Source organism: Trabulsiella guamensis ATCC 49490 (assembly GCF_000734965.1).
Classification (GTDB): domain Bacteria; phylum Pseudomonadota; class Gammaproteobacteria; order Enterobacterales; family Enterobacteriaceae; genus Trabulsiella; species Trabulsiella guamensis.
In genome coordinates this window covers 1-21,355 of the sequence record NZ_JMTB01000121.1, presented here as the reverse complement: position 1 = coordinate 21,355, position 21,355 = coordinate 1, and the positions used below count along the sequence as shown (strand labels likewise).

Here is a 21,355-nt window from a genome sequence, read left to right as displayed (position 1 = left end):
TCTTTATGAAACTCGCCAGACTTAGCGACGCAGGCCCAGACGCTCGATCAGCGCGGTGTAGCGTGCAACATCTTTACGTTTCAGGTAGTCGAGCAGTTTACGACGCTGAGAAACCATGCGCAGCAGACCACGACGGCTGTGGTGATCTTTTTTGTGCTCTGCAAAGTGACCCTGCAGGTGGTTGATCTGTGCAGTCAGCAGAGCAACCTGAACTTCGGTAGAACCGCTGTCGTTAGAACCACGACCGAACTCGGAAACGATTTTAGCTTTAGCTTCAACGCTTAGAGACATTTTAAACTCCAGAATTAAAAAGAAATAAAGGGTGCCGATCTCTAATTCAGCCACCCTGAGATTAACGCAGCGACAATTGTTAAACAAATGTGCAGACGTCAAGCGGCAATATTCTACTCGCAGCGCCCTGTAATCGCAAGATGAGCGCGCTTTACTGCGGGTATTCCACCACCAGACGACGCGGCGCAACACGGCCTTCGTCGTCGATTTCGCCCATCCCGATAAACGCTTCGTCATCGCCTTCTGTCACGCGGACCAGACCCGTGACGGGCGCCTGTGAAGCACGCACCGGCTGCCCCTGCTTAAAGTAAGCGGCGACAACCGTCGGAATGTTCACCCGCGGGAAATCAGAAGCGGGACTGTCCATCGGCATCAATAACGGATCCAGCAACTGCGCGGCGGGGATTTCCTGTTCTTGCGCCTGCTCAACTAACGCGTGAAGCTGCTCAAGCGTCACCATTCGCTCAACAGGGTATTTGCTCACCGCCAGACGACGCAGGAAAATGACATGCGCGCCGCAGCCGAGCTTTTCGCCTAAATCGTCAATGATGGTACGAATGTAGGTACCTTTAGAGCAGTGAACTTCCAGCTCCAGCTCATTCCCTTCATGGCGAATAAACAGCAGTTCGTAGACAGTGATGGGCCGGGCTTCACGCGGGACGTCAATCCCCTGACGTGCGTATTCGTACAGTTTTTTACCCTGATACTTAAGCGCGGAATACATCGACGGCACTTGCATCGTGTCGCCACGGAAGCTGTCCAGCGCCGCAGCCAATTGGGCGTCGGTAAACGTCACCGGACGCTCTTCGACGATTTCGCCATCCGCATCAGAGGTGTCGGTACGCTGACCGAGACGCGCGATAACACGATAACGCTTATCGGAATCCAGCAGGTACTGCGAAAACTTGGTCGCTTCACCGAGGCAAATCGGCAGCATGCCGGTCGCCAGCGGGTCCAGCGCACCAGTATGTCCGGCACGGTTGGCGTTATAAATCCGCTTTACCTTTTGCAGAACATCATTGCTGGACGCACCCTGCGGTTTGTCCAGCAGCAGCACACCATGGACATCACGACCACGACGACGAGGACGACTCATCAGTCCTCCTTGCTGTCGTCCGGGTTCACACGACGTTCTTCGTCATGCTTCACCACGTTGGTCACCAGGTTTGACATGCGCATCCCTTCGACCAGCGAGTTATCGTAGAAGAAGGTCAGCTCAGGCACGATGCGCAGGCGCATGGCTTTGCCGAGCAGCGTACGGATAAAACCAGACGCTTCCTGTAACGCTTTGATGCCTGCTTTGACGGCGGCTTCATCTTTGTCGTTCAGGAAGGTGACAAATACTTTGGCATAGGCCAGGTCACGGGACATTTCAACACCAGAAACGGTGGTCATCATACCCAGACGCGGGTCTTTGATTTCGCGCTGCAGGATGATAGCAATCTCTTTTTGCATCTCCTGCGCCACACGCTGCGGGCGACCAAATTCTTTCGCCATAATAAATTCTCCAGACTAAAGACAAAAAAGGGGCAAAAGCCCCTTTTGAAATACATTGCCGGGTGGCGCTGGGCTTACCCGGCTCCCCCCTTTTAATCCACTAAGGGTTTTGAGTTGCGGCAAGGCGGCAAACTTGTGAATCCCCGGGAACATAGATAACTATGTGACCGGAGTGAACAAGTGCAGCCAACACAGCCGCGGCTCAAAAGACGACGTGGATTACTCGATCGTACGCTGGATTTCGATAATCTCGAACACTTCGATCATATCGCCGGTACGCACGTCGTTGTAGTTCTTCACGCCGATACCACATTCCATACCATTACGGACTTCGTTAACGTCATCTTTGAAGCGGCGCAGGGATTCCAGCTCGCCTTCGTAGATAACCACGTTGTCACGCAGAACACGGATCGGGTTGTGACGTTTGACCACACCTTCGGTAACCATACAACCTGCGATGGCGCCAAATTTCGGTGATTTGAATACGTCACGCACTTCAGCCAGACCGATGATCTGCTGTTTCAGTTCCGGAGACAGCATGCCGCTCATCGCCGCTTTTACTTCGTCGATCAGGTTATAGATGACGGAGTAGTAACGCAGATCCAGGCTTTCTGCTTCGATCACGCGGCGAGCAGAAGCATCGGCACGGACGTTAAAGCCCACCAGAATGGCGTTGGATGCGGCGGCCAGCGTCGCGTCGGTTTCGGTGATACCACCTACGCCGGAACCGACAATCTTCACTTTCACTTCGTCAGTAGACAGTTTCAGCAGTGAGTCGGTGATCGCTTCCACAGAACCCTGAACGTCCGCTTTCAGTACGATGTTCACTTCGTGGACTTCGCCCTCGGTCATGTTGGCAAACATGTTCTCGAGTTTAGATTTCTGCTGACGCGCCAGTTTAACTTCGCGGAATTTGCCCTGACGATACAGTGCCACTTCACGGGCTTTCTTCTCGTCACGAACCACGGTCACTTCATCACCCGCCGCCGGAACGCCGGACAGACCGAGGATCTCAACCGGAATAGACGGACCCGCTTCAAGCACTTCCTGACCCAGTTCGTCACGCATTGCACGAACACGGCCATATTCGAAGCCACAGAGTACGATGTCGCCTTTGTTCAGCGTACCTTCGCGAACCAGAACCGTCGCCACCGGGCCACGACCTTTATCCAGGAAGGATTCGATCACCGCCCCGCTCGCCATGCCTTTACGGATCGCTTTCAGCTCCAGCACTTCTGCCTGCAGCAGAATAGCGTTCAGCAGATCGTCGATACCGGTTCCTGCTTTCGCTGAAACGTGGACGAACTGGCAGTCGCCGCCCCACTCTTCAGGGATGATGCCGTACTGAGCCAGTTCGTTTTTGACGCGATCCGGATCGGCTTCTGGCTTATCAATTTTGTTCACTGCAACCACTACCGGCACCTGCGCCGCTTTCGCGTGCTGGATAGCTTCGATAGTCTGCGGCATCACGCCGTCGTCAGCAGCGACCACCAGAACAACGATATCCGTCGCCTGCGCACCACGTGCACGCATCGCGGTAAACGCGGCGTGGCCCGGGGTATCCAGGAATGTGATCATGCCATTTTCAGTTTCAACGTGATAAGCACCGATGTGCTGGGTAATACCCCCCGCTTCACCGGATGCCACTTTCGTTGAGCGAATGTAGTCGAGCAGCGAGGTTTTACCGTGGTCAACGTGACCCATGATGGTTACTACCGGTGCGCGCGGTTCAGCCGCAGCGCCCGTATCACGGTCGCTCATTACCGCTTCTTCCAGCTCGTTTTCACGACGCAGGATAACTTTGTGGCCCATCTCTTCGGCAACCAGCTGTGCGGTTTCCTGATCGATGACCTGGTTGATGGTCGCCATTGCGCCCAGTTTCATCATCGCTTTGATGACCTGAGAACCTTTAACCGCCATCTTGTTCGCCAGATCGCCAACAGTGATGGTTTCGCCGATAACTACGTCACGGTTCACCGCCTGCGCTGGCTTCTGGAAGCCCTGCTGCAGAGTGGAACCTTTACGCTTACCGCCTTTACCACCGCGAACCGCTGCACGCGCTTCTTCGCGATCAGCTTTAGATTCCGCGTGTTTGTTGCCTTTTTTCGGTCGTGCAGCTTTCGCGTTACGTCCGCGACCACGACCGCCTTCTACTTCACGATCGCTTTCGTCTTCAGCCTGGCGCGCATGTTGAGAAGTGGTGACGTGGTAGTCGCTCTTGTCGTCTTCCACGGTATCCTGTTCATTCCAGGTGTTAGCATTTTCTTCCGCCATGCGGCGAGCTTCTTCCGCAACGCGACGGGCTTCAGCTTCCAGTTTACGACGCGCTTCTTCTTCCGCTTTACGCTTCAGTTCAGCAGCTTCGTTTTCCCGGCGAACCTTCTCAGCCTGGGTGGTTTTGGTTTTTTCGTCGATTTGTTGATTGCTCACTTTGTCTTTTTCCGCTACTTCGCGTTTCGCCTTGTCTGCGGCATCACGCTTAGCTTGTTCTGCGGCCTCACGTTCAGCTTTTAATTGCGCCTCACGCTTGGCTGCTTCCTCAGCTTCACGACGGGCTTGCTCTTCCGCTTCACGCTGCGCTTCTTCTTCGGCCGCGAGACGCTCAGCTTCTTGAGGGTCGCGTTTTACAAAGGTGCGTTTTTTGCGGACTTCAATCTGTACCGATTTACTTTTCCCACCGGTACCCTGAATGCTTAATGTGCTACGCGTTTTGCGCTGCAACGTCAACTTATCCGGGCCTGAACCATGTTCGCGGTTCAGGTGCGTTAATAAAGTTTGCTTCTCTTGCGCGGTCACAGAGTCTTCAGCGGACTTCGGGATCCCTGCATCAGCAAATTGCTGTACCAGGCGTTCCACGGAAGTCTGAATCTCTGCGGCCAGCGATTTTACGGTTACATCTGTCATGCTGTTCCTTCCTGCTACAGTTTATTACGCTTCGTCACCGAACCAGCAAATATTGCGGGCGGCCATGATGAGTTCACCAGCCTTCTCGTCGGTCATCCCTTCGATATCAGCCAGGTCATCAACGCCCTGTTCGGCGAGATCTTCCAGCGTACAAACACCACGGGCAGCCAGTTTGAATGCCATTGCGCGATCCAGACCTTCAAGGTTCAGCAGATCGTCAGCCGGTTTGTTGTCACCGAGGCTTTCTTCCTGAGCCAGCGCCAGCGTGGTCAGTGCGTTTTTCGCGCGTTCGCGGAGCGCTTCTACGGTCGGTTCATCAAGACCGTCAATTTCCAGCAGCTCTTTGATCGGCACATAGGCCAGTTCTTCCAGTGAAGAGAATCCTTCTTCCACCAGCACCGTGGCAAAATCTTCATCAATATCGAGATACCTGGTGAAGGTATCGATAGCGGCATGCGCTTCGGCCTGATGTTTCGCCTGCAGGTCATCAACGGTCATCACGTTGAGCTCCCAGCCGCTCAGCTGTGAAGCCAGACGCACGTTCTGACCATTACGGCCGATGGCCTGCGCCAGGTTACCGGCTTCAACCGCGATATCCATGGTGTGTTTGTCTTCGTCGACCACAATGGAGGCGACATCAGCAGGCGCCATGGCGTTGATCACGAACTGGGCCGGGTTGTCGTCCCACAGTACGATATCAATGCGCTCACCACCCAGTTCGGTGGAGACAGCCTGTACGCGCGCGCCGCGCATGCCAACACAAGCACCGACCGGGTCGATACGCTTGTCGTTGGTTTTCACAGCGATTTTCGCGCGAGAACCAGGATCGCGAGCAGCGGCTTTGATTTCGATAACTTCTTCACCGATTTCCGGCACTTCAATGCGGAACAGCTCAATCAGCATTTCCGGTTTGGAGCGAGTTACAAACAGCTGTGCGCCACGCGCTTCCGGACGAACGGCGTACAAAACGCCGCGAATGCGGTCACCCGGGCGGAAGTTTTCGCGCGGCAGCATGTCTTCACGCAGGATAACAGCTTCAGCGTTGCTGCCGAGATCCAAAGAGATGTTGTCGCGGTTCACTTTCTTCACCACACCAGTGATGATTTCGCCTTCGTGCTCGCGGAACTGATCAACCACCATCGCGCGCTCAGCTTCACGCACTTTCTGTACGATAACCTGTTTAGCGGTCTGGGTGGTGATACGGTCAAACGTCACCGATTCAATCTGATCTTCAACATAGTCGCCAACGTTGAAGCTTTCGTCTTCAAAACGGGCGGCTTCCAGGGTGATTTCTTTGGTCGGCTGGGTGACTTCTTCAACCACTAACCAACGACGGAAGGTATCGAAGTCGCCGCTTTTGCGATCGATTTCAACGCGAACATCGATTTCCTGTTCGTATTTTTTCTTGGTGGCCGTTGCCAGAGCACTTTCCAGCGCTTCGAAGATCTTCTCACGCGGCAGCGCTTTTTCGTTGGAAACGGCTTCAACAACAGCCAAAATTTCTTTGTTCATCGGGGCCTTTCACCTCAATCCAGACTGTTAAAAGTGGGGAACCAGGTTCGCCTTCTGGATGTTACTCAGCGCGAACACTTCATCTTTTCCTTCGACGGTTACCGTGATCATCTCACCGTCGACCGCTTTAATGATGCCCTGCCATTTGCGACGATTCTGAACCGCCATACGCAGGACCAGCGTGGCCTCTTCACCCACAAAACGCGTGTAGTGCTCAGCGGTGAACAGAGGGCGATCGAGGCCTGGGGAAGACACCTCCAGGTTATAGGCGACGGTGATAGGATCTTCGACATCCATCACCGCGCTGACCTGGTGGCTCACATCAGCGCAATCATCAACATTGATGCCGTCTTCACTATCAATATAGATGCGCAGCGTCGATGTGCGACCGCGAACGAATTCAATGCCGACCAGCTCGAATCCTAAGGCTTCAACTGGCGCAGTGAGCATCTCAGTTAATTTCTGCTCTAATGTGGACAAACCCACCCCCAAGACATAAAAAAAGGGCGTATAGCCCAGTTATTCTGTAGTCAGATAACAAAAAACCCCGATAAATCGGGGCTTTAGATAACTGAACCCTATAACCGCAAATGCGGTCTGGAAGCATTTTCCGAGAGATTTCTTTCAAATCCAGCTACGAAGCGCAATGTCTTCACATCCTATTTGAAAAAAAACTCTGTGGGAAAATGGTTGCGGGGGCCTCTGTAAACTTCAAAAGATAACCCACTGAAACACAAGAAGATCTCGCGGATAGTTCTACAGCCATCAATTGAATTGTACACTCATCCTTTAGGAAAGGTCAATCCAAGGTTTTGGGTGGGATCATTCAATAGCCTATCCAACTGTGTGAACAGATTTTTGACAATTTATACCACACCAAGGTAGTACCATAATAAAATTATTGCATTTGTTAGCATATGACATAGTACAGGCATTAGTAGTCCTTTGCTGATAATACGCACGTAGCAAAAAAACAAAGAAAGAATAATTAACTCAGCTATTATTGCATTTGATTTGTATTGTACATGAGCTGCCGAGAATATTAATGATACCAATACACAGCAAGCCAGTCGATTATTTGGCAACCATATCAAAAAGCCTTGCAATAAAAAACCACGAAAAATAATTTCTTCAACTATAGGGGCAAAAAACACCATTGCCAGTATGACCGCTAACCATCCTTTGACCGAAGAGTCTATAACCTGTAGGAACCAGTTATTTTCTTCTGTTGTCATTAAATTCGTTAGTATTAAAACTGGTGCAAGTACAGCAACAAACTGAAGCATTAATTTGCCAGAAAATCGACCAATAGTAAGTGTGCCATACTTTTCTTTATATAAGAGCCAACATGGTGTGATAATGATAAATGAAATTAGAACAAAAAGTACAAATGAGTAAGCTGGATTAATGAACGTACCATTGTAAACCCAAATACCAGTAAAAATTGATAAACCATACCAAAGAGTCGGCATCCCAAAGTACCAAAGAGATTGCGCTAACCTTATTGTATAATTTGACATGTTATTCATTCCATTGTCACAAAAATCTCACCACCTATTGGCGAGATTCTTCCCATTGCTTAAGTGTCTTATAAAAATCGATAACTCCCCCAAAATCAATAGTCCATTCAGAAATTTTGATACCATCCTCAGTATGAGTTGAACGTGGTTGTACAAAATCATTAATTCTGGTAGCAGTAAAGCCTTCACATTCGTCAAGAAATAAAACTTTGTTTTGTATAAAAGTCTTATCCCCATGAAAATATAGAATCCACGCAAATATAAATTTAACATTTTCAGGGAGGTACATCGACACAGCTAAAACGGCGTGTTTTTTAGTTGCCAAACCATACTCAAGAGACCTGAGCCAAGAAAGTTTGTAATCATCTATACTCCAATATGTTAAAGGGATATTCATCATTTCTGTGAATTCATCGATAACAATAGATGCAGGTGATGCAAGTTCGCCATCAATATACACCAGATTCTTATCAGGAAAAATACCAAACATATATTAATCCTTAATCCTGTCAGATTGCTATCATAAGTTCCTATTCTGTTCCCTTTTCGGTCAAACATTTTCCAGCCATTTGTAACGTTATGACTATCAATATCAGGGGTAATATAGTTTTTTCCATCAGAATAAACTGGTTGTCCATGAGAGTTAAATGGTGCTTTCTGTTGTGGGATTCTACGATCGAATCCTAAGTTTTTAGCGGCTTCTTGAGCCTCTTTGCCCTTAAGGGCAAGATAAGCCAAATCATCTTTGCTTGGCCCCTCCGGTATCGGTGTGACAGTTGTATTACCGCCAGTATCAGGATTACCACCAGGGTCACCTGTATTGGTTACGCTCTGACCTGAAGGCTGATTATTTCCTGTATGTGTAAGCCCTTGTTCACCACTTTGATCAGGATTAACCAGTTTACCACCAGTTGGGTCCTGTTCAGCTATTGGTAACTCAGTATGCCCCGGTCCGCGTGTTCCATCACGGCTCGGATCGCGCACAGCACATTGCTCGCGGGTTCCTTCACAGCTTCCAGCTATATCAAGATCATCAGTGGTATTATTCACCTGATACTGTGAGCCCTGGCCGACTGCACCGGCTACCGCACCGGAGCCAGCAGCAGCGGCTGAGTTTCCTGCGGCAACAATTGCGAGGGCATTGTTGTCCGAAACAACTCTCTCTGACGCGGATTGCAGGGGCGAAGTCAATTTTCCCCTGTTCTTTCCGTGAGTTACAACTTGTTTTCTCTGCTGTACTTCCGGAACGGCAACTTTTTGCGCTGTTAAGCGTTTTTGGCTCCGCAGACGCTACCGTCCGGCCGTGACACTTGGTCTGCTACCCCACCATCATATCAGTCTGAAGATGTGATGCCACGACACACGCCTCAGAAGCGTTTGTAAGTGGCTGAATAGTTTTATCGTTCTTTTCTAATCAAAGAGTCATATTTTCCAAACTCGGGAAACTGATCATAATTCCCCGTCACATCGACCGTTGTTTGACTCTCTTCGAGTTTATAGGGATTAAACTGTTCTTCTCTTACCACAGCACTACCATCTTCGTTAAAGGTATATGTAGTACCATGCGACACATTCAATATACCTGCACCTTCGCCATCGTGTTCAGCAAACTCTCGATAAACAGCCATTGATAGAAAAAGCTTTCCACTTTCTACCAACTGAAACTGGTACATTAGATACTCTTTTTGCTGCTCATCCAAAAAACCAACCCCTACCATTTTTTTGTTTTTTATCACTTCTAAAAAACACGTTGGCTCTTTATCCGAATCAATAAGCACTGTATATGGAAGGCCGCGAGAATGCAGCTTCTGGGCCTCGTGTTCAGTCAATGGGGTTATTGGTTCTTTGTAACCAATAGACCATTTTTTGCAATAAAAAATATTATGCCTCATTTGTATACCTTTCCGTTAGTGTCACGGATTATCACGTTAGATTGCTTAGCTGAGTCAAGAACAGATTGTGGAATTGGTTTAATTTGCGGAGGAATTTCTAGAATATTTGAACCCTGTAATTGCTTACCACCTAACGCTCCACTGGATGGCACTTGCGCTATAGATGCACCTGCCGGGTATTTATTCACAGCTTCCCTAATGTAACTGGTCGCCGTAGCCTCTGTAATATCTGCAAATTGTGTGAACTTACGCGACACTATCTCACCTGTTGCCGGGTTATATGAATCAACACGATAATAACCGTTTCCATTAGGTTTGTTCACATACAGCTCATTGTATGGATAATTTTTAGACTGTTCCGCATTAAACTTATTACCAGCCTGAACATTCTGCAACCACTCAGGCTTGGCCGATATTGTTTTACCTGGTGTTGAAGCGCCAGCTTTCCCCATTCCCCCGGTCACTGCACCCAGCACCGCCATTGCAAGGATCTCGGACTGCTGTTTGTCCATGCCATACCGGCTTTCCAGTTGGTTCGCAAACTCGGTACTGGTAACGACACCTTCAGCCTCCATTTGTTGTGCCCAGAATGACGAAATATCATTCTTCATTTCTGACGGCACATCTGCATCAAAAAGCTGATCAAGGGCTTGGCGTACCAGCATCCCATTAGCCGGGATATCCCCGTACTTCTCTTTGCAGGCTTTAGGATTAACAGAGCAGATCGCAATCATTTCTTTCTGCTGATTGAGGCTCAGATCTTCCATTTCTTTCACGATTTTTCCGCAGTCGCCACGGGCTTCACAGCCTTTGGCTTTTGCTGCAAATCCATTGATCTGATCTTCGCTGAGCGAGTTGTTAGTGACTTCCACCTTCGCGGTGCTGGACGCGAGCGCAGCCATTGACAGATCACCATCCGTGCCTGCCGCACCGGCCAGACCGCCTGCAATCGTCACCAGACTACTGACCAGACGTTTCTCGTCAGCCGTCAGGTCACTGATTTTTTTATTACCATACAGACCGCGCACCAGGTACTCTGTCATCACTGAAGCCGTGATGGCACCAATCGCCCCGGCCTTCATGCCATCAGAGCCGCTGCCCCCGCTCAGTTGCGTCATCGCCGCTGCAACGATGCCGTGCAGGGCCGCACGGGCCGCATCGTTATTCACATCCTTAACCAGTGAGGCCAGCAGCGGTGCCGCTCCGGCTGCGGCACCTGCCTTCAGGTTACCACCGAGCGCACCGGCCAGCAGTCCTGCCGCCGCGCTGCCCTTCGTCCAGAACTCACTTCCCGGACCGTAGTCGGTGTTCTGATAGCCTTCCGCTTTCTCCAGCGCCACCTGCTTTTGTGCCTCCGTCATGCCCGCAAACGCACCTTCGGCTTCCAGCTTCGCTTCCAGCGCGGCATTGGATTCCTTCGCCTGCTTCTCTGCGTACTTGCCGTACACATCCAGCGCAGAGGTTGCCAGGGCCATCCCTTCGCTCTGTACCGCCAGGTTATCCTTCACCTTCTGTACATCACCGTTCACATCCACACCATGGTGGGCGTTGTCGGTGTCACGACTCAGGTCGGCAATATCCTGCGTCTGGTTATCCTTGTCGCGGATGATGATGGTGCCGTTACTGATGGCCGATGAGGTGGTGCCGCTGCTGCTCTCTTCCGCATGACCGGTACCGATGGCCGGGACCACGTTGCGGTTTTCACCGCTTCCGCTGCCGCCCGCACTGCCCGAAATCGCCACGGTATAGCTGTCACCGGAGGTTTTGCTTTCGTTGTGGATATCGGTCCAGCCCAGCGTTCCCGTATCCAGTTTGTTTTTGTCGTCCGTTGCCGTGGATGCAATCACCGCACCGTCAAGCTGGGTATGGTTTCCGACCGTGATATCAAAGCCGCCTTTTCCGGCATAGATACCGCTCGGGTCGGTGACGCTCTTACCACTCTGGGTGACGTTTTCACCTGAAGCATTCACGCTACCCGATGAAGCACCGTAGCACAGTGGCGGGACACACAGACTAAGGGACGCGCCGGAAGAAGACTGTTTACTGTCGTAAGAGGCGGTGTCCTGAACGCTGCTGATGGTCAGGTCGCGCCCGGTGTTCACCACCACACGGTTGCCTTCCAGCTCAGCCCCTTTCAGGGTGGTGTCGCGTCCACTGTTCACGGTCAGTTGCTCTTCGGCACGGATAACGCTGTTGGTGTTGCTCTGTGACTGGCCGTTTTCCTTACCTTTCTGTTGTGAGGCCCCCAGTTCAATACTGATACCGTTCTGTGAGCCGATGAGGCTGACGCCCACACCGGCGCTGACCTGGCTGCCGCTGTTTTTACTCTGGCTGTTGTGCGTGTTTTGTGAGGCGGTCAGCAGGATATCCCGCCCCGCATCCAGTACCACCTGTTTCCCGCCAATCTGTACGCCCTGACCCGCGATATCGTTGCGGGCGTTAATGATGACATTCTCACCGGCGCTGACGGTGGTGCCCTGCGTGTTGCTGCTGTGGTACTGACTGTCCTGCGAGGATGAACCCACTGTGACTGAGACCTTGCCCTTCACAACAGCCGAGTCCGTCATCATGCCCTGTGCGGCAGTGGTACCTGCCTGGCCTGTTCTGATGGCAGTCAGACGCGCATCGTCGCCATTTTCCGCACTGCGGGCAGCCGTTTCAGCCGCCTTAGCCGCATCCACCGCCCAGCCACCGGCAGCGGCGGTCACACCGTACTGCGAACTGCTGCTGTGGGCCTCGCCGTCACGGATGTCGCGGCTCACGTCAAACAGCACGTTTTCACCGCTGAGTGAAACCGATTTACCGGCGCTGACATCCGTACCGGAAAGGGAAACGTCCTTCCCGGCCTGAGCAATAATGTTGCCGTTTGTGCTCGTTAACTGGCTGCGCTGCCCGCTTTCAGTGGTCGCGTCCTCACGGCTGCTGTGTTTATCCCGACTGTAACCCGCCGTGGCGCTGTAACCGTCCCCACCCAGGGTGCCAATGGTTTTGCTGCTGCCACTCGTTTTGCTATGTGACGTGTCGCGCCCGGCGGTAACCGTGATGTCGCCTTTTGTAGCCGAAAGTAACAGGTCATCTGTGGCAGTAAGCTGGCTGCCGCTGATGTTCACACTGCCTTCACGGCTGTTGACGTAAATATCCGCACCCTGAATGACTGACGCGTTCTCCGTGGTGCGCGTGCCGCTGCTGTTGCTTTCTGACTGGCTCATCCCGCCCGGCAGAAGCTGGCTGCCGTGTTTACCCCCGCCAGTAGTGGCACGGACCGCTGTCCCGGCACTCAGTGAATCTGAGATATTCCAGCCACTGGATTTGCTGCTGTTGCTGTACTGTTCAGTGTCTGTGGAGGTGGTGATGTTCACGTCACGCTGCGCATCCAGTATCACCGCTTCACCGGCATTCACCTGGCTGCCTGCAATCAGGATATTGCCGCTGTTGCCACCCTGTCTGCCGGTAGCGGTCATCTGGATATTGCCTGCGGCGGCAAGCTGGCTTCCGCTGTTAAACTCGCCCTGGTAGTGTGATTCAGAGGACGACTTGCTGCTGCCTGCGGAAACAGACAGCATCTGACCGGCACCGTCCAGGGCAAGAGCGGCACCTTCCGCACCCAGCGATTTCACCTTATCAACGGTGCTGTTACCGTTGCCGTCTTTCCCGCGCACGGTGTCGCGAACATTGCGTACCGTGTCCTCAAACGGCGCTTTCACGCTGACGGTGAGACCGGAGGATTTTGTCTCCTGTTTCACCGATTCGGTGACCGTATCCCGTCCGGGGATAATGGCAATGTCACTGCCGGTGATATCGATATGCCCGGTGGCACGGGACGTGTCGTCCTTTGCCCGTCCGGCAATGACGTCAGCGGCGCTTAACGTGACCTGATTTCCTCCGCTGATAATGACGTTACCGCCGGAGGTGCCCACCATGCTTCGTGCATCGCTCTGCGTGGTCTCTGCACCCCGCCGGGTGGTTTTCGACGACTGCGAACCAATGGTCACACCGAGACCCGAACCACTGGAGAAGATGCCGGATTTCTTCGTCTTCTTCATGTCGTAATACGTGTCGGTGTTGGTGGCGGCTTCCACCGTCACGTTGTTTCCGGCCTTCAGTGCCACGTCGCGTTCAGCGGCAACGGATGAGCCCTGTACCGTCAGGTTATTACCTGCGCTGAGTACCACGTTTTCCCCTGAAAGCTGTGTGCCTTTCTCCCGGGTGTGGCTTTCCTCGTGGATGGTGTGGGTGGTCTTTTTACTGAACATGCCACCGGAGGTTTTCTTCTTCTCCCGGTATTCATAGTCACTTTCAGTGGCGGTGGTGAGGGTGATATCCCGCCCGGCCACCACGGCGGTGTTACCGGTGGCGTACACGTCAGCGGCCTGTGCGGTCACATCCCGTCCGGCCACAATGGTGGTGTCTCCACCGGACGTGATGTCGGTGCCCTGCTGACGGACGGACTCGTTAATCTCTTTTTTGTTTTTTGAGATATAGCTGTTGCCCGCATTTGCCGCTTCGGCCATCAGGTTCACGTCACGACCGGCCTGGATGGCAACGTCGTTTTCTGCCGCGATACTGGCAGCCTGGCTGTTCACGTCGCGACCGGCGGCAAGGGTGAGGTTATTCCCGGCGGTCACCGTGGAGGCGACCGCGTGGCTTTCGTGGCTCTCTGATTTACCGTTACGACTGTTGCTGTTCTCCCGTGCCGCATTCAGGTTCAGGTCATTGCCCGCAGAGAGCAGGGCGCTGTTACCGGCGGAAACAGAGGACGCGGTGACATTCAGGTTATTGTCTGCCACCATCACCAGATTTCCGCCCGCACTGACGGTGCTGCCCTGTGAGGCGGTGGATGATGAACTGTTGTCTTTAGTGCGCCAGAAACCGGACTGACTTTTGCTCTCACTTATCTGGTTCGCGGTGATACTGATATCATTACCCGCAGACATTCCGAGGGTTCCGCCGGATGTTACATTTGCCCCGGTGATGTTGATGTTCCTGCCCGCATCCAGTGAGAGTGATTCTGTCGCTTTAATAGTCGCCACAGGCCCTGTGTCCGTGCCGCTGACGTGCACACTGCCATAACGGCCATCGCTGCCCGCGCTCCACTGCTGAGTCCGGGTCACATTGTTAATGCTGCCGCTGATGCTCTCCAGTGCCACGGTCTTACCACTGATGGCCGAGCCGATATTGTTAATATCCCCGATGGCGCTCAGGTTCAGACTGTTCCCTGCGCTTATCAGTCCCGCGTTCAGGTTGCTGATGCTGTTGTCTGCATCCAGGGACAGGTCATTCTGTGCAATCAGCGTCCCCCCGCTGTTGGTGATATTGCCTGCGGCAAGCTGTACGTTATTCCCGCTGATAACACTGCCATTATTGATGGTGATATCCTGCGGGGAGAGATAGAGTTTTGGCACCATCACGGTCTGGCCGTTGATGGTGGCGGACTCCCACCACAGAATGCTGCCGGTCAGGCGTGCCACCTGTTCAGCGGTCAGCGCCACGCCGAAGGTCAGTCCGAGACCTTTCTGCTGGGCCGCTGCACTGTCCATCAGGTACTGCATCTGTTCCAGGTCCGAACCGAGACCATTGATATAACGCGAGCCGGTCAGGTTCAGCATCGCATTTGAGACATACCGGGTGTCAAAGGCCGCATCGCCGAGGAAGCGGTAATCCTTCTCTGGCTTCAGGCCGAGACGGTCAAGGAAATATGATGAGCCGAGGAACTGTTTTTCATCACTCCAGCGGGCATCCGCCTGCGGTGCCTGACCGGGCTTCATCCCGAGCAGTCCATAAAGACCGTTAAACAGGCTGCTGTCCAGGTTCCCGAGGCCGTCCAGCTTCGGGTTTACCGTAATCAGATACGGGCTGTCAGGGTCGGTGGACGGGACAAAGTAACCATTGTTACCGGAGGGCAGAGGATAACTGCCACCGCTGCCACTCTGACCGGAAAGTGACGAGCCCCCGGCGATGTCTTTCAGTCCGTCGGTGATACTGTCCAGCCAGCCGGGACCGCTGATGGTGGCGTTCCCGGCACTGGTGAGGGATTCGGCACTAAGGCCATTGCTGACAGTCTGCGGCGTCAGCGTGTTCAGCGAAGGCGCACTGATGGTGTTGCTGATACCGCCTGCGTTTGCCGTGGTCGTGGTGTTGCTGATATCGCGACTGAATGAGGCATTAACATTACCACCCGCCTGAATCACTGCGCGGAAATCTTCGCCCTGCTCCCGCGCCGTCGTATGCCCGGCAAGAACAAAGGTTATTTTGTCCTTTTTCGGCAAAATAATACTTTCACCCGCCGCATTCTGACCGGGGTTATACCACGGTGGAAGAATATCAACAGTGTCAACGGCATAACCTGCGTGGTACCCTGTCTGATATTGATAAACCAGATACTCAGTCCAGGTACCCGACTGCCAGCTCTGGTTATTGAGTGTCGTTCCCGTCAGGGTGACATTACCGTCAGCAAGGATATAACTGGCGGCGTTGTCCAGTACGTCAGCGGCTGCCACCAGGTTCCGGCCTGAGGCAATGCGTGACGCACCACCTGTGTTGGTCACATCCGTGCGTACCTGACGGGAAATAAACTGTTGTGTGGCAGCGCTCTCAAAAGGGGCGTAGTAGTATTGATATTCATGATGATAGTTACAGGCCCCGTTAGCATTACAGGCACCAGACTCCCTGGTATAGGAATATCCGTTAACCCCGAAACTCCCTTCCGGCAACAGGCTTATGTCCACATCAATGGTCGTATTTCCCATTCCGGGAACGGCCTGAGCACCGTTGATCTCTGTTTCCGTTGCCTGCAGCCCGTCCCGCTCGTTCAGCAGATGTCCTGTCGCAAGGGTGATATCACCCCGGAGGGTTTCGATATTCCCCGAGCGGTTAATGATTTCGGTATTTGCGGTGCCGGACGCCGTCTTCTGCATCCACAGGCTGTTACCGGCCAGGATGTCGCCGTAAATGTTGTGGATCCTGTCGGCAAACAGCTTCAGGTTGTTACCGGCATAAATCAGCGCGGTGTTGAGCAGGGTGCCTGCGGCTGCCATGGTCAGACTGCCCGCCGTGCCGGTGAAGCCATTGACGGTGATATTGCCCCGGCTGGTCAGACTGACATCGCCGCCCGCCTGAAGCGAGCCGGAGGCATTCAGCAGGATGTTCTGCGCACTGAAAGTACTGCTGCCACTGCCGGTAGTGAGCGTTTTGTTGTTGGTGAACGTTCCACCTGCGCTGAGGACGATGGCATTGCCTTGTATCACACCGTTATTCGTGACGACATTCTGCGAGGTGACGGAAAGGGTTTTCCCGGCGGCCAGCGTGCCGGTGTGCGTCAGCGCATTCACCAGCTTCAGCGTGGCATCACCCAGCGCCACCACCTGACCGCGACCGCTGACATCACGCATATCCAGCAGCAGGTTACCTGCGCTGTACAGACGGCCGGCGTCGGTCTGCACCAGCGAATCGCCTTTTACCGTCAGCCCGGCGGTGCCGAGCGCTGTGCCACTGTTGCTGAGCGTCCGGTAATTCACCAGCAGGTCCGCGCCCTGAAGCGTGCCGCTGTTATTAAGCGACGTGCCTTTCAGTTCAGCACTGCCGGTTGCCAGTACGCGCCCGCTGTTCACGGCGTTCACCACATCCAGCAGCAGCGTGACGGCCTGTACCAGTCCGCTGCCGGTGTTCGTCAGCTCCGGCGTGGTCAGCGTGAGTTTACCACCGGAGAGGATTTTGCCGTCGTTCTGTACACGGGTGGTGGCCTTAACGGCAGACTCGCCGCCGCCCTGTATTGCGCCCTGGTTGTTCAGCGTCGCCGCTGTCACATTCATGGCATTCTGGCTCAGCAGCACGCCGTTCGCGGTATTGTTCAGTCCCCCGGAGACGTTCAGCGCCAGAGACTCGCCCTGAAGCCGTCCGCTGTTAACAAACGAGCCTGCGGTGATGGCAGTTGTCTTTCCCTGTATCTGTCCGGCGTTTGTGACGCTGCCCGCGCTGAGCGTCAGATTACCGGCGCTCAGCAGTTTACCGCCCGCCTGGTTATTCAGGGTCTGGTTCAGCGTGACCGACAGTGCATCCACTCCGGTGATGTCACCACTGTTGGTAAACCGAACCGCCTTCAGTGACAGGTTTTTCGCTATCCACTGCCCGCTGTTGCTCAGCGTCAGCGCGGACAGTGCCAGTTCACCGTTTGAGGTGATTTTGCTGCCGGATGTGCCGGTGAGGCTGTTGCTGATTTGCGCATCCAGTAACTCTGCCGCCTGGAGCGCACCGCTGTTTGTAACCGTCTGCGCATGGATAAATACCCGTTTCCCCTGCCATTGCCCCGCGTTGCTGATGCTGCCCGCGCGGAGAGTCAGATCGCCGGTCGTGAGCAGCGATCCACCACTGTTATTTGTCAGCGTCAGCAGGGGGGCCGCCATCTCCGGGCGTGCGCCCAGCGTCAGTGCGGCGATCCCGGTGAGCGTTCCGCTGTTGGTGATGCGGTCCTGGTGAACCGTGACACGGTTGCCCTGGACGGTGCCGCTGTTATCCAGCGAATTTCCGCTAAGGGAGAGGTCGCCTGCCGACAGCAGACTGCCCCGGTTGTCTGTCGTTCCTGCCTTCAGCGTGGTGTCGCCCTGGCTCATCAGATCGCCGGTGTTGCTGAATGTTCCGGTGGCAGAAACGTCAAGTGAACCGGTCGCCAGTGAGCTTCCGCTGTGACGCCAGTCACGGGCATTCACGCTGACGTTCTGCCCCTGAGTCTGGCCTGCGGTGGTCAGCGTGGTGCCTGAAAGGGTGAGATCCCCGCCCGTGAGCGTGCGCGATCCCGCCAGTAAATCCAGAATGCCCGCCGTCAGCGACAGCGCGGTATCTCCCTGTAACAGACCGGAACCGGTGAGACGGTCTGCATTCAGCGTCAGCGTGTTACCTGCGATCGTGCCCGCATTTGACAGGGCCTGTGCGGTGATCGCACTCCCGCCCTGCGCCAGCAGCAGACCACCCGCGTTATTGTTCAGTGTGGCGTAATCAACAGAGAGTGCAGCGCCACTCAATTCTCCGCTGTTGGTCAGTTGAGTACCGGACAGGGACAGCGCGGCATCGCTGGTGATAATGCCGGTGTTTTTCAGTTCAGATAAGGAAAGGGAAAGCGCTGCCGGGCTGTACACCACACCGCTGTCGCGGTTATCCAGCAGGCGCGAAACCAGCGACAGCGTCCTCTCACCGTGGATCAGACCGCTGTTGATAACTGTGGGGCTGTTGATCGCAAGCACAGCAGCCGTCAGCGTACCGCTGTTACTGAGACTGCTGCTTTCGGTTTTCAGCACGGAGGCGGACGATTTTCCGCCGTGAGTCAGCGTGTCACGGGCCTTCAGTGTGAGGCCGTCTCTGGCGGCCTGTGTGCCGTCAAGCTGCGCATTCTGTACGTCCACGCTGATGCTGTTGCCCTGCGTCTGTGCGGTGGCAGTGGTTGTCAGGCTGTTGCCTTTTACCGTCACCGCACCGCCTGCACTGGTTTCACCCGCAAGCGTGGCGGAGGCGCTGTTCAGCGTGAGGTTACCGTTGCTGTGCGTGACCGATTTTTCGGTGGTGGTCAGCGTGTCTGCGGAAGCGGTAAGTCCCCTGGCTCCGGAGAGGGTGCCGCTGTTGCTCATCTGTGCGGCACTGAGCGTCAGCGTGTCATCGCTGATGAGTCTGCCGCTGTTATCGAGTTTACCGCTGGCGGTGACGCTGGTTCTGCCTTTTGCGCCGGTGTCGCCGGACAGCGTGGCATTGCGGGCGCTGATGGCGAGTGTGGTGCTGCTTTTCAGACTGCCGGAACTGGTGAGGTCGGTGACCGTGACCGTCAGGCTGTTACCCTGGACGGTGCCGGTGTTGCTGAATGTGCCGGTGTTAATCGTCGCGTCCGTTCCGGCGGCCAGCGTCCCGCCGTTGTTCAGACTGCCGGTACTGGCGGTGAGTGTTTTCCCGGCGACGGTACTGCCCTTCAGTGTGGCATCCCCGGAAGTGGTGAGCGTGATATTCCCGGCGGCACTGATTCTGCCGCTGCTGTTCTGGCTCAGCGACTGGCTGCTGAGGGTGGCGTTCTGCCCGGCGGTGACTTCACCGCCGTTCTGCACAATCTGCCCGGATGAGGACAGCGCCAGATTTTTATCCGCCACCAGGCGGGACTGATTCAGCGTCAGGGTGCTCTGTCCGGTGACATTCAGGTTGCCCCCGGACTTATTATCACCGGAAAGCGTGACATCTGTACCGGTGAGGGTGGTGTTACCGCTGGCAAGGCTGTTTTTCAGGACCAGCTTACCGGCGCTGTTGAGCGTGATATCGCCCTGGCGGGCATTCAGATTTCCGAGATTGACGCCAACCCCCTTTTCGGTGGAGGCCAGACGGATACGGTTGGCGTACATCCCACCAAGAGCACTGGTATCGATGGCAACTTTGGGTGCAGCGCCATCGCCTTTAATAGAGGTGATACTGCCATCTGCACCGACGCGGTTCGCCCCGGCGGTGACGGTTAAATCCTTCGCATGCAGTGCGGCATTCACTTCCGTGGCACGGGCAATAATGGACACGGCATCTGACTGACTGCCGTCCAGACCGGCCCCGTTAATGGTGATACTGCCTTTTGTCACCTCCAGCGCCTGAAGGCTGCCGTCGGCGTTCAGCACCGGTTTACCGGTGGTCAGCGTGGCCTGCGGGGTGTTGATAAAGCCGCAGCCGTCACAGGTGATACCATACGGGTTCGCCACCATCACGTTCGCGGCCCGGCCTGCGACTTCGGTGTAGCCTTTCAGCTCCGAGCGTTTGCCACCCGTCACTTCATTAATAATGCCTCTGGCTTCCTGACCCGCCTTCAGGTTCGGGTTGTTCTGAATGAGGCCGCCAAGCTGCGTCTGGTTCAGCTTGCCGGTGGCGTTATTGAGAATCAGTCCTTCCTTCCCGACGTTGTATTCACCGTATCTGTTGTGCGATATCCCCGCCCCGTTGGGTGTGGCAATGTTCACCACCGGCACCCCGTTACCTGCCTGGTCCATCTTCGTGTTACCGGAAGGCGTGACCGCCGCACCGATGGCGGGCAGCATGGGCTGTCCGGCTATCAGGACACTGATGAGATAACTCAGAACACGGCGGCTGAAGGAAACGGTGTGGTGATTATCCATAACGGTGAGTTCCTGAAGTTAAAAGGCCAGCGCCAGACGGTAATAAATGACGAGGTGGTCCGGTGCGAGCCAGTCCGGGTACTGAAGGGGAATGCCCAGGGTAAACTGCGATGAGTACCCTTTTCCTGCTGCTGACAGACCGATGGCGCTACCCCACAGAGTACCGGAGGAATAGCGGTCATACCGGTCAGAATGCAGCCAGCCACCATCCACAGCGGCAATGGTGCTGACCTGGCCGATAAACGGCAGGGTGAACAGGGAATAATTCAGCTCATTGCGCAGATAACCGCCGTTGTTGCCGGAAAGGTACTGCTCCTTAAACCCGCGCACGGAACTTTCGCCCCCGACAGTCAGTTGCTCGGCACCGTGCAGGCGGTCAGGTGACCACTGAGCGTAAGCACTGCTGAGCCACCACAGGCCATCCGTCACAGGACGCTGAAAACTGGCGCTGAGGCTGAACTTGCGAAACTGGCTCTTCGGCTGGTCATCTCTTTTACCGTGGTCACTTTCTGCGTCAAACCATGACATACCACGCGTGAACACAGGGTTCAGCGTGGCAACGCCACCCAGGATTTTCTGCGTGTGGTTCAGACCGACAGAAAACGAGGTGAGCTTACGG

General features: G+C 54.4%; 12 protein-coding genes. All 12 read right to left on the bottom strand.

Annotated features, from left to right (window positions below; genetic code table 11):
• Positions 1-21: 21 nt before the first annotated feature.
• A complete protein-coding gene (rpsO, locus tag GTGU_RS21610; protein ID WP_017457357.1) occupies positions 22-291 on the bottom strand; it encodes a 30S ribosomal protein S15 in 270 nt (89 codons plus the stop codon).
• Between the two features lie 151 nt (positions 292-442).
• The gene (gene truB / locus GTGU_RS21605) at positions 443-1,387 is read right to left on the bottom strand and encodes a tRNA pseudouridine(55) synthase TruB (protein ID WP_038162404.1); all 945 of its coding nucleotides are present in this window, start codon (positions 1,385-1,387) and stop codon (positions 443-445) included.
• Complete coding sequence (gene rbfA, locus GTGU_RS21600; protein ID WP_038162401.1) at positions 1,387-1,788, bottom strand: 30S ribosome-binding factor RbfA; 402 nt, start codon at positions 1,786-1,788, stop codon at positions 1,387-1,389. Before rbfA ends, truB begins: the two co-directional genes overlap by 1 nt.
• A 219-nt stretch (positions 1,789-2,007) precedes the next feature.
• Positions 2,008-4,692, bottom strand: a complete 2,685-nt coding sequence (gene infB, locus GTGU_RS21595) for a translation initiation factor IF-2 (RefSeq protein WP_038162398.1) — start codon at positions 4,690-4,692, stop codon at positions 2,008-2,010.
• 24 nt (positions 4,693-4,716) lie between these two features.
• Positions 4,717-6,204, bottom strand: coding sequence for a transcription termination factor NusA (gene nusA, locus GTGU_RS21590; RefSeq protein ID WP_038162395.1), 1,488 nt, complete (start codon positions 6,202-6,204; stop codon positions 4,717-4,719).
• Positions 6,205-6,231: 27 nt separating this feature from the next.
• Positions 6,232-6,684, bottom strand: a complete 453-nt coding sequence (gene rimP / locus GTGU_RS21585) for a ribosome maturation factor RimP (RefSeq protein WP_038162392.1) — start codon at positions 6,682-6,684, stop codon at positions 6,232-6,234.
• Between the two features lie 386 nt (positions 6,685-7,070).
• On the bottom strand, positions 7,071-7,724 hold the full coding sequence (locus GTGU_RS21580) for a CPBP family intramembrane glutamic endopeptidase (RefSeq protein ID WP_038162389.1): 654 nt from the start codon (positions 7,722-7,724) through the stop codon (positions 7,071-7,073).
• Positions 7,725-7,758: 34 nt separating this feature from the next.
• Positions 7,759-8,214, bottom strand: coding sequence for a hypothetical protein (locus GTGU_RS21575; RefSeq protein ID WP_038162386.1), 456 nt, complete (start codon positions 8,212-8,214; stop codon positions 7,759-7,761).
• Positions 8,121-8,915: a toxin C-terminal domain-containing protein gene (locus GTGU_RS26390; RefSeq protein ID WP_211252879.1), complete on the bottom strand. Its 795-nt coding sequence runs from the start codon at positions 8,913-8,915 to the stop codon at positions 8,121-8,123. Before GTGU_RS26390 ends, GTGU_RS21575 begins: the two co-directional genes overlap by 94 nt.
• A 206-nt stretch (positions 8,916-9,121) precedes the next feature.
• The gene (locus GTGU_RS21570) at positions 9,122-9,616 is read right to left on the bottom strand and encodes a hypothetical protein (RefSeq protein WP_038162383.1); all 495 of its coding nucleotides are present in this window, start codon (positions 9,614-9,616) and stop codon (positions 9,122-9,124) included.
• Positions 9,613-20,736, bottom strand: coding sequence for a hemagglutinin repeat-containing protein (locus tag GTGU_RS21565; protein ID WP_051857422.1), 11,124 nt, complete (start codon positions 20,734-20,736; stop codon positions 9,613-9,615). Before GTGU_RS21565 ends, GTGU_RS21570 begins: the two co-directional genes overlap by 4 nt.
• Before the next feature lie 18 nt (positions 20,737-20,754).
• Positions 20,755-21,355, bottom strand: a 601-nt coding sequence (locus GTGU_RS21560) for a ShlB/FhaC/HecB family hemolysin secretion/activation protein (protein ID WP_038162380.1), incomplete at its 5' end; no start/stop codon positions are given.

Excerpts from the sequence above, each read along its gene's own strand:
- GTGU_RS21575 (WP_038162386.1), bottom strand. The coding sequence starts at position 8,214 with ATGTTTGGTATTTTTCCTGATAAGAATCTGGTGTATATTGATGGCGAA.
- GTGU_RS21565 (WP_051857422.1), bottom strand. The coding sequence starts at position 20,736 with ATGGATAATCACCACACCGTTTCCTTCAGCCGCCGTGTTCTGAGTTAT.
- truB (WP_038162404.1), bottom strand. The coding sequence starts at position 1,387 with ATGAGTCGTCCTCGTCGTCGTGGTCGTGATGTCCATGGTGTGCTGCTG.
- rpsO (WP_017457357.1), bottom strand. The coding sequence starts at position 291 with ATGTCTCTAAGCGTTGAAGCTAAAGCTAAAATCGTTTCCGAGTTCGGT.
- GTGU_RS21570 (WP_038162383.1), bottom strand. The coding sequence starts at position 9,616 with ATGAGGCATAATATTTTTTATTGCAAAAAATGGTCTATTGGTTACAAA.
- nusA (WP_038162395.1), bottom strand. The coding sequence starts at position 6,204 with ATGAACAAAGAAATTTTGGCTGTTGTTGAAGCCGTTTCCAACGAAAAA.
- GTGU_RS21580 (WP_038162389.1), bottom strand. The coding sequence starts at position 7,724 with ATGTCAAATTATACAATAAGGTTAGCGCAATCTCTTTGGTACTTTGGG.
- infB (WP_038162398.1), bottom strand. The coding sequence starts at position 4,692 with ATGACAGATGTAACCGTAAAATCGCTGGCCGCAGAGATTCAGACTTCC.
- rbfA (WP_038162401.1), bottom strand. The coding sequence starts at position 1,788 with ATGGCGAAAGAATTTGGTCGCCCGCAGCGTGTGGCGCAGGAGATGCAA.